At 68.1% G+C, this 6,951-nt stretch carries 8 protein-coding genes; 3 read left to right on the forward strand and 5 right to left on the reverse strand.

All coding sequences use genetic code 11. The annotated features are described in order from the left end of the window. The 5 genes from I71_RS37320 to I71_RS10835 all read right to left on the reverse strand — a co-directional run. On the reverse strand, positions 1 to 530 hold a 530-nt coding region (locus I71_RS37320; protein ID WP_148294211.1), incomplete at its 3' end, for a Crp/Fnr family transcriptional regulator. Between the two features lie 220 nt (positions 531 to 750). Continuing rightward, positions 751 to 918: a hypothetical protein gene (locus I71_RS38245; protein ID WP_159107369.1), complete on the reverse strand. Its 168-nt coding sequence runs from the start codon at positions 916 to 918 to the stop codon at positions 751 to 753. A 34-nt stretch (positions 919 to 952) separates the two neighbouring features. Further along, the gene (locus I71_RS10825) at positions 953 to 1,300 is read right to left on the reverse strand and encodes a hypothetical protein (RefSeq protein ID WP_042694807.1); all 348 of its coding nucleotides are present in this window, start codon (positions 1,298 to 1,300) and stop codon (positions 953 to 955) included. Positions 1,301 to 1,334: 34 nt separating this feature from the next. After that, positions 1,335 to 1,790 carry a hypothetical protein gene (locus I71_RS10830; protein WP_042694809.1) on the reverse strand — a complete coding sequence of 152 codons (456 nt, stop codon included), beginning with the start codon at positions 1,788 to 1,790 and terminating at the stop codon, positions 1,335 to 1,337. A gap of 226 nt (positions 1,791 to 2,016) precedes the next feature. Next, positions 2,017 to 2,559 (reverse strand): hypothetical protein, encoded by a 543-nt coding sequence (locus I71_RS10835; RefSeq protein WP_042694811.1) that lies wholly within the window; start codon positions 2,557 to 2,559, stop codon positions 2,017 to 2,019. 236 nt (positions 2,560 to 2,795) lie between these two features. Between I71_RS10835 and I71_RS10840 the strand changes: the two genes are divergently transcribed. The 3 genes from I71_RS10840 to I71_RS10850 form a co-directional block, all read left to right on the forward strand. Further along, positions 2,796 to 4,667: a diguanylate cyclase gene (locus I71_RS10840; RefSeq protein ID WP_042694812.1), complete on the forward strand. Its 1,872-nt coding sequence runs from the start codon at positions 2,796 to 2,798 to the stop codon at positions 4,665 to 4,667. 149 nt (positions 4,668 to 4,816) lie between these two features. Next, positions 4,817 to 6,583 carry an SLC13 family permease gene (locus I71_RS10845; protein ID WP_042694815.1) on the forward strand — a complete coding sequence of 589 codons (1,767 nt, stop codon included), beginning with the start codon at positions 4,817 to 4,819 and terminating at the stop codon, positions 6,581 to 6,583. A 42-nt stretch (positions 6,584 to 6,625) separates the two neighbouring features. Further along, a partial coding sequence (locus I71_RS10850) for a CBS domain-containing protein (protein ID WP_244433756.1) occupies positions 6,626 to 6,951 on the forward strand: 326 nt, incomplete at its 3' end.

The following is a 6,951-nucleotide window of genomic DNA, read 5'->3' on the forward strand; positions in this document are numbered from 1 at the left end:
AGCCCCTCCGCCCCCGGCTTGCNAAGGCGTCGCCCAGCCGTTTCAGGGCGCGGGCGAAGCGGAGGGGGCTTCGAGGAACAGCGTTCCTCCAGATGCTCGCTGGTCTGGCGCAGCCGCTTGCACAGCACGCTGATGACACGGAAAGCCAGATCCGGCCGTGCCGTCAGCACCGGCATCAGCTGCGAGCGGTCCAGCACCAGCAGGTCGGTTTCCTCCAGCGCCACCGCGTCGGCGGTGCGCGGCTCGCCATCCAGCAGGGCGATTTCGCCGAACAGGCCGCCCTTGTTGATGATGCTCAGCACCAGCTCCTTGCCGTCCATCGAATGGCAGCAGATCTTCACCCGGCCGCGGATGACCGCCATCATGCTGTCGCCGGGATCGCCCTTCTGGAAGATCATGGCGCCGCGCTGGTGGTGGGACAGCCGGGCGGCGGTCGCCAGCCGGTGCCGCTCCTCCCGCTCCAGATGCTTGAGCAGGAAATGCCCGGCGAGGACGAGATCCTTGTCGAAATTGATCCGTATCGCGGTCACGGCTGCCCCCTTGGCTGAGCTTCGGCTGAAGATGCGGGCGGTCCCAACCCGCGCATGCTACGCCGGCAACCGAACCGTCCCCCACTGTCAAAGGCGGTAGGCCGTCCTTGGCACTTCTGCTCCGTTCGTGTGAATGGCGAACGCGCAAAGGGCGGCCGGCATTGGCCGGTCGCCCTTTTTCGCGTGGTGGGTCCATGGGGTGTGGGCAGCGGAGAATTTCTCAGGGTGGCAGCGGCTGCGGGTTCAGCGCCCGGCCCTGGTCACCGGGGGGGCCGGATGCGGGGCCCTGCTGGAGGGTTTGCGTGTCGGACAGGCTCGGCGATGCGGCGAAGGCAGGTGCCGTGGCGATGGTGGCGAGCGTCAGTGACAGGATCAGGAGGCGGGACATGGCTGTTTCTCCGGTTCGGGGGTCGGTTGGGGGATCAATCGATGTCCGGGTCGTCGTCGTCCTCCAGGGTCAGGGAATGTGCCCGATGGTCGAAGGGGAAGCCCTTGCGGTCGAGGAGGCTGCGCAGATCGGGGGCCGCCGGGCGGGAAAGCTGGTCGGCCTGCGCATCGGGAACGACCTCCGACTGCGGGTCGGACGGGGTGGCCGTGCAGCGGGTCCGGCCGTTGTGCGTCACGCAGCTCAGCGTTCCCGACCCCCGCATGCAGACGGTCTTGCCGTTCACGGTCTGGCAGGAGAGGGAGTCGGCCTGCACCGGGGCAGCCATGACCGCGAACAACAGGGCGGGTGCCGCGACGGCGAGGAGTGTCGGGAGCGTCGGCATCGGTGGCCTCCCGGGTTGGAGGGGAAGGGATCGCTCAGCGGCGCAGGCCGGTCAGCGATTGGGCGGCGCTGTTGCCGATCCCGGCGGTGACGTTGGTGCCGACCCCGACATTGGTGCTGACCAGGGGACCGCGGCCGCTGAAGTTCAACCCGACCTGGACACCGCTGCCCTGGATGCCCAGCAGTTTCTGACCGGCGCTGTTGCCGATTCCGGCGGCGACATTGGTGGCAGTGCCGACATTGGTGCTGACCAGCGGGCTGACGCCGTGGATGGGAGCGCCGCCCCCGCCCTGAAGGAAAACACCCTGCTGCTGTGCCGAGTTGCCGATGCCGGCACCGACATTGGTGGCGTTGCCGACGTTGGTGCTGACCAGCCCGGGCACCGCCATCATTGACGGCATGCCGGGGCCGGCAGCGGGCTTGTTTTGCGCCAGGGCGGGGGTGGCGAGCAGCATGGCGGCGAGCGTGCCCAGAACATAGGTGCGGATCATGGCGAGGGTTCCTTCGGTTGGGGACGGGGCGTCGGGCTTCCGCGCCCGTGGTCCTGGTGGTGTCCTGGTGGAAAGCTTAGTGAAGCGCCTGCATGGCTTCTGTGAGCTGCCCCACAACCGCCGGCGGATTTCCCGCGGGATTGCGGAGAGAGGCGCTGCGCAGAAAAATGCTCCGGCCGTTGCCGGCCGGAGCGAGGTCAGGGAGGAAGCCGGGAGGAGGGGGCGGTCAGCGCTGCTTCACGAGCGCGCTCTGTCCGGCAAAGTTGCCGACGCCGGCCGACAGGTTCTGCATCGAGCTGTGGTTGAAGGGGCCGATCAGGCCGCCCGACCGCTGCAGCACGGTGCCGCTCTGCAGGGCGGTGTTGCCGATGCCCGCCGCCGCGTTGCCGACAGTGGCGACCGAGCCGCCGCTCAGCAGGCCGCCGCTCCGCTGCATCACCGTGGCCATCTGGCCGGCGTTGTTGCCGATGCCGGCGGCGGTGTTGCCGATTGTGGCCGACGAGCCGCCGTTGAACAGGCCGCCGCTGCGCTGCTTCACGAAGGCACCCTGTTCGGCCGTATTGCCGATGCCGGCGGCGAGGTTGGACACGCTGGCGGTGTTCGGGCCGGCGAAAGGACCCTTGGACTTCTGCATGACCAGCGCGCTCTGGTTGGCGGTGTTGCCGATGCCGGCCGCGGTGTTGGAGATGTCGGAGATGTTCTGGGCCATCGCCGGGGCGGCGAACAGGGCGAGAGAAGCGAAGCCGGTCAGCAGGGTGGTGCGGATCATGGTCTGTCTCCAGGTTCGGGGCCGCGGGGCGCGGCGTGTTGCCGATGAACAGACCCTACCCAAGCGCCGGATTCCGGGATGTGAGCCGCCCCACACTCTTCCGCCTTTTCCCGACCGGCGCTGTTTTGTGCTGTCCTGCGCCGTCCGCCGGATGGAGGCACCTGCGGTCCCTCCCAATTGCGGCCGCGATCTGTCGCCCGGCATTGTCGTCTTCGGACGCTGTGCGGTGGGGTGACATGAAGCGGGTTTGGGCCGGCACGACCCTTGGACTGATTGTCCTGCTGAACGGTGTGTTCGGCGGCCTGCTGTCGGCGGAGCGGCGGGCAGACGTGCAGGCCATGGCCGATGTGGCTTCGCTCGCCACCTCCCACAGTGCCGAACATATGGACGAGGTGATGGACATCGCCGACCGCACCATGTCGGTGGTGTCGGAATTCATGAGGATATCCGTGCGGATCAACGATCCTGAAACGGCCGACATCCACCGCCTGCTGGTTCATCAGCACCGGATCACCCCAGGCTTGCGGGGTCTTTTCGTCGTTTCGCCGGACGGACACCTCGCATACGATTCGCGCTCCCCGCATCCCGCATCCCTCGATCTGACCGATCACGATTTCGTGCAGCATCACCTCACCGGTGGGGCGGATATCCTGTTCATTGGAAAGCCGGTGGTCAGCCGGATCAGTGGAGAATGGATGGTGCCGGTCAGCCGGCGCGTCGAGGACCGGTTCGGACGCTTCGTCGGGATCGTCACCGCGGCTGTCGATCCGGACATCTTCTTCGCGATGCTGAAAGCCTCGCCCTTGCCGGAAGGCATGCAGGCGGCAATCGTCTCTCCCGCCGGTTTCCTGTTCGGTTGCCTGCCCAGCAACGATTGTCTCGGCAGCTCCGCTCGCGACTGGCCGCTGTTCCTTCACCAGGCGCAGAACCCGGCGGCCATCGTCACCACGACGCGAGGCTCCATTTTGCCGGGGATCGTCGGCCCCGGCGCCTATCGCGCCAGTCCGCGCTATGGGATCATCGCGGCGGCCAACATCGAAACAGGGGAAGCGATTGCGGGATGGCTCAGCCGCCTGCCCGTCTTTTTCGTGCTGGACCTCGTGCTCTGCGGCGGTGGAGCGGCGCTGTCGGTCATTCTCTACCGGCAGGTCACCCGGCGGCGCCGGGCAATGCAGGAGTTGGCCGAGGCGAATGCCAGCTTGGAAAAGCGCGTTGCCGAGCGCACAACGGCCCTCCAGCGCAGCGAAGCGCGGTTGACTGCCTTCGTGACGACGGCGCGCGATGCGATGCTGGTGGTGGACGGCTTCGGCAGGATCCAGTTTCTCAATCCCGCCGCGACCGCGCTGTTCGGCTATGCCGACGCCGACATGAACGGCAGAAGCATCGATCTGCTGGTGCCCAGTCGGTTGAACGATCATTGGGATCCCGAGGGCTTTGCGAACAGCGGATCGGGACAGGCGGGTGCTGTCCGCGAACTGGTGGCGCGGCACCGCAGCGGCGCGGAATTCCCGGTCGAACTCACGCTCGGCGTATCCCACAGCGAGGACGGGTCGATCTATGTCGGCGTTCTGCGCGACATCCGTGAACGCAAGCTGCAGGAGGAAAGGCTGTGGCAGCTCGCCAACCTGGATCCGCTGACCGGATTGCTCAACCGCCGCGCCTTCATGGAGCGCGGCACGGTATTGCTGGAGGAGGAATGGCGGCGGGGCGGGACGGCCAGCATCCTGATGATCGACGCGGATCACTTCAAGTCGATCAATGACGGGTTCGGCCATCAGGCCGGCGACGATGTGCTGCGCGTGCTCGCCGGCATTCTTGGGACGGCGGTGCGCGGCGGCGATCTGATCGGACGGCTGGGAGGAGAAGAGTTCGCCATCGTCCTGCCGGGCGCCGACGGTGCCAATGCGGACCGCATCGCCGAGCGGCTGCTGGCGGACGTCCGTCAGGCACGGGTGCCGGTCCCCGGCGGACTGCTGACCGTCACCGTCAGCATCGGCATCAGCGTGGCCGGGCGGAGAAGCACGCTGGACCAGCTGCTGGCGACGGCGGACCGGGCGCTGTATGCGGCCAAGACCGCGGGACGGGACCGGCGCGCCGTCGCGGCATGAAGGCGGGCGGCCGCGCGGTGGGGCGGAGTGGGTAGGTCGGAAAGGGTGGGGACTTCAATAGCGGCCATGCGTGTTCGAGTGCGGCCGCTGCGGGAACGCGGCCGTGTGTGCGGGGTTACCATCGGGCGCTCTCGACGAACGGACCCCCGATGACCCTTCAGCAGTTCATGGCCTTCGCGCTGGTGGGCATCGTGGTGGCGATGCTGGTCTGGAACAGGTGGCGTTTCGACGTGGTCGCGGTGCTGGCCCTGTTGGCCGGCGTGTTCCTGGGGCTGGTCCCGGCGAAGGAGGCCTTTTCCGGCTTTGCCGACGACATCGTCATCATCATCGCCTCAGCCCTGATCGTCAGCGCCGGCATCGCCCGGTCGGGCGTGATCGATGCGCTGGCGCGGCCGGTGGCGGCGACGCTGAGCACGCCAACGCGGCAGATCGCCTTCCTCTGCGGGGCGGTCGCCTTCATGTCGGCGCTGATGAAGAACATCGGCGCGCTCGCCATCTTCCTGCCGATCACCATGCAGCTGGCCCGGCGCCACCGCACCGGCGCGCACCGGGTGCTGATGCCGATGGCGTTCGCCTCGCTGATGGGCGGGCTGATGACGCTGGTCGGGACCTCGCCCAACATCATCGTCTCGCGCGTGCGGACGGAGATCGTCGGCCAGCCCTTCTCCATGTTCGACTATCTGCCGGTCGGGCTGGGCATCACCGTGGTCGGGCTGCTGTTCCTGATGGTCGGCTGGCGGCTGCTGCCCCAGGACCGCAGCGGGGCGCGGTCGGCGGAGGAGACCTTCGCGGTCGAGAACTACGCCAGCGAAATGAGGCTGCCGGCGGGGTCGTCCTTCGTCGGACGCACCGTCCGCGATGTCGAGGCCCTGGCGGAGGGCGAGGCGCAGGTGATCGGCCTGATCCGCGAGCGCTTCCGCCGCTATGTGCCCGACGGGCATTGGACCCTGATGGCCGACGATGTGCTGGTTCTGGAGGGCGACGCCCCGGCCCTGCAGCGCCTCGTCCAGGGCGCCTCGCTGGAGCCGCTGGGCATCCTGGAAGGGGTGGAGGGCGAACTTCTGGCGGTCGAGGCAGTGGTGACGCCGGACTCGCCGCTGGCCGGCCATTCCGACCGCAAACTCGATCTGCGGCGGCGGTTCGGCGTCAGCCTGCTGGCGGTCAGCCGGACCGGCGAGCGGATCGCCCGGCGCCTGCACCATGTGATCTTCAGGGAGGGAGACCTGCTGCTGTTGCAGGTGCCGGCGGAGCGCTATCCGGATGCGCTGGCCGATGCCAACCTGATCCCGTTGGCCGAACGCCGGCTGCAGATCGGCCGGCGCCGGCCGGTCTGGGTCCCGGTCGGCATCCTCGTCATCACGATGCTGGTCCTCGCCTTCCATCTGGCGCCGCTGGCGGTCACCTTCCTGGCGGCGGCAACGGCGATGATCGTCACCGGCGTGCTGAGCGTCGAGGATGCCTATCATGCGGTGGAATGGCCGATCATCGTCCTGCTGGCGGCTCTGATCCCGGTCAGCGGAACCCTGGAGAGCACCGGGGCGACGCAGCTGATCTCAACCCTCCTGGCCGATGCCGCGCGCGGCCTGCCGGCGGTGGCCTGCGTCACGCTGATCATGGCGGCGGCGATGGCGGTGACGCCCTTCCTGAACAACGCGGCGACCGTGCTGGTGATGGCGCCCATCGGCGCCGGCGTGGCGCAGCAGCTGGGGCTGAGCCCCGATCCGTTCCTGATGGCGGTGGCCGTCGGTGCCGGCAGCGATTTCCTGACGCCCATCGGCCACCAATGCAACACGCTGGTCATGGGGCCGGGCGGCTATCGCTTCGCCGACTATCCGCGGTTGGGGGTGCCGCTGTCGCTGATCATCCTGGCGCTGGGCACCTGGCTGATCGTCACTGTCTGGCCGTTGAGCGGCTGAGGGCCTCCGTTGCCAAAATTCCAAACGACGAGGATCGTGATCGTGCTGGTTTCCGAGATCATGGCGAAGGCACTGGAGTTCATCTCGCCGGAGGCCACCGTCCAGGACGCCGCCACGCTGATGGGGGAACTGGATGTCGGCGCGCTGCCGGTCGGGTCTGCCGACGACCTCGTGGGCATCGTCACCGACCGCGACATTCTGTTTCGGGTGGTGGCGGAGGGTGGTGACAACAGGCGGATGCGGGTGCGCGAGGTGATGTCCAGTTCGCTGTTCAGCTGCCGCGACACTGACACGCTGGCCACCGCCATGGACATCATGGGCGCCTACCATGTGCGGCGCCTGCCGGGTGCTGACAAAGGCGGGCGGGT

This window comes from Azospirillum sp. B506, from assembly GCF_000333595.1.
In the GTDB taxonomy this organism is placed as follows: Bacteria; Pseudomonadota; Alphaproteobacteria; order Azospirillales; family Azospirillaceae; genus Azospirillum.

Excerpts from the sequence above, each read along its gene's own strand:
- I71_RS38245 (WP_159107369.1), bottom strand. The coding sequence starts at position 918 with ATGTCCCGCCTCCTGATCCTGTCACTGACGCTCGCCACCATCGCCACG.
- I71_RS10825 (WP_042694807.1), bottom strand. The coding sequence starts at position 1,300 with ATGCCGACGCTCCCGACACTCCTCGCCGTCGCGGCACCCGCCCTGTTG.
- I71_RS10830 (WP_042694809.1), bottom strand. The coding sequence starts at position 1,790 with ATGATCCGCACCTATGTTCTGGGCACGCTCGCCGCCATGCTGCTCGCC.
- I71_RS10835 (WP_042694811.1), bottom strand. The coding sequence starts at position 2,559 with ATGATCCGCACCACCCTGCTGACCGGCTTCGCTTCTCTCGCCCTGTTC.
- I71_RS10840 (WP_042694812.1), top strand. The coding sequence starts at position 2,796 with ATGAAGCGGGTTTGGGCCGGCACGACCCTTGGACTGATTGTCCTGCTG.
- I71_RS10845 (WP_042694815.1), top strand. The coding sequence starts at position 4,817 with ATGACCCTTCAGCAGTTCATGGCCTTCGCGCTGGTGGGCATCGTGGTG.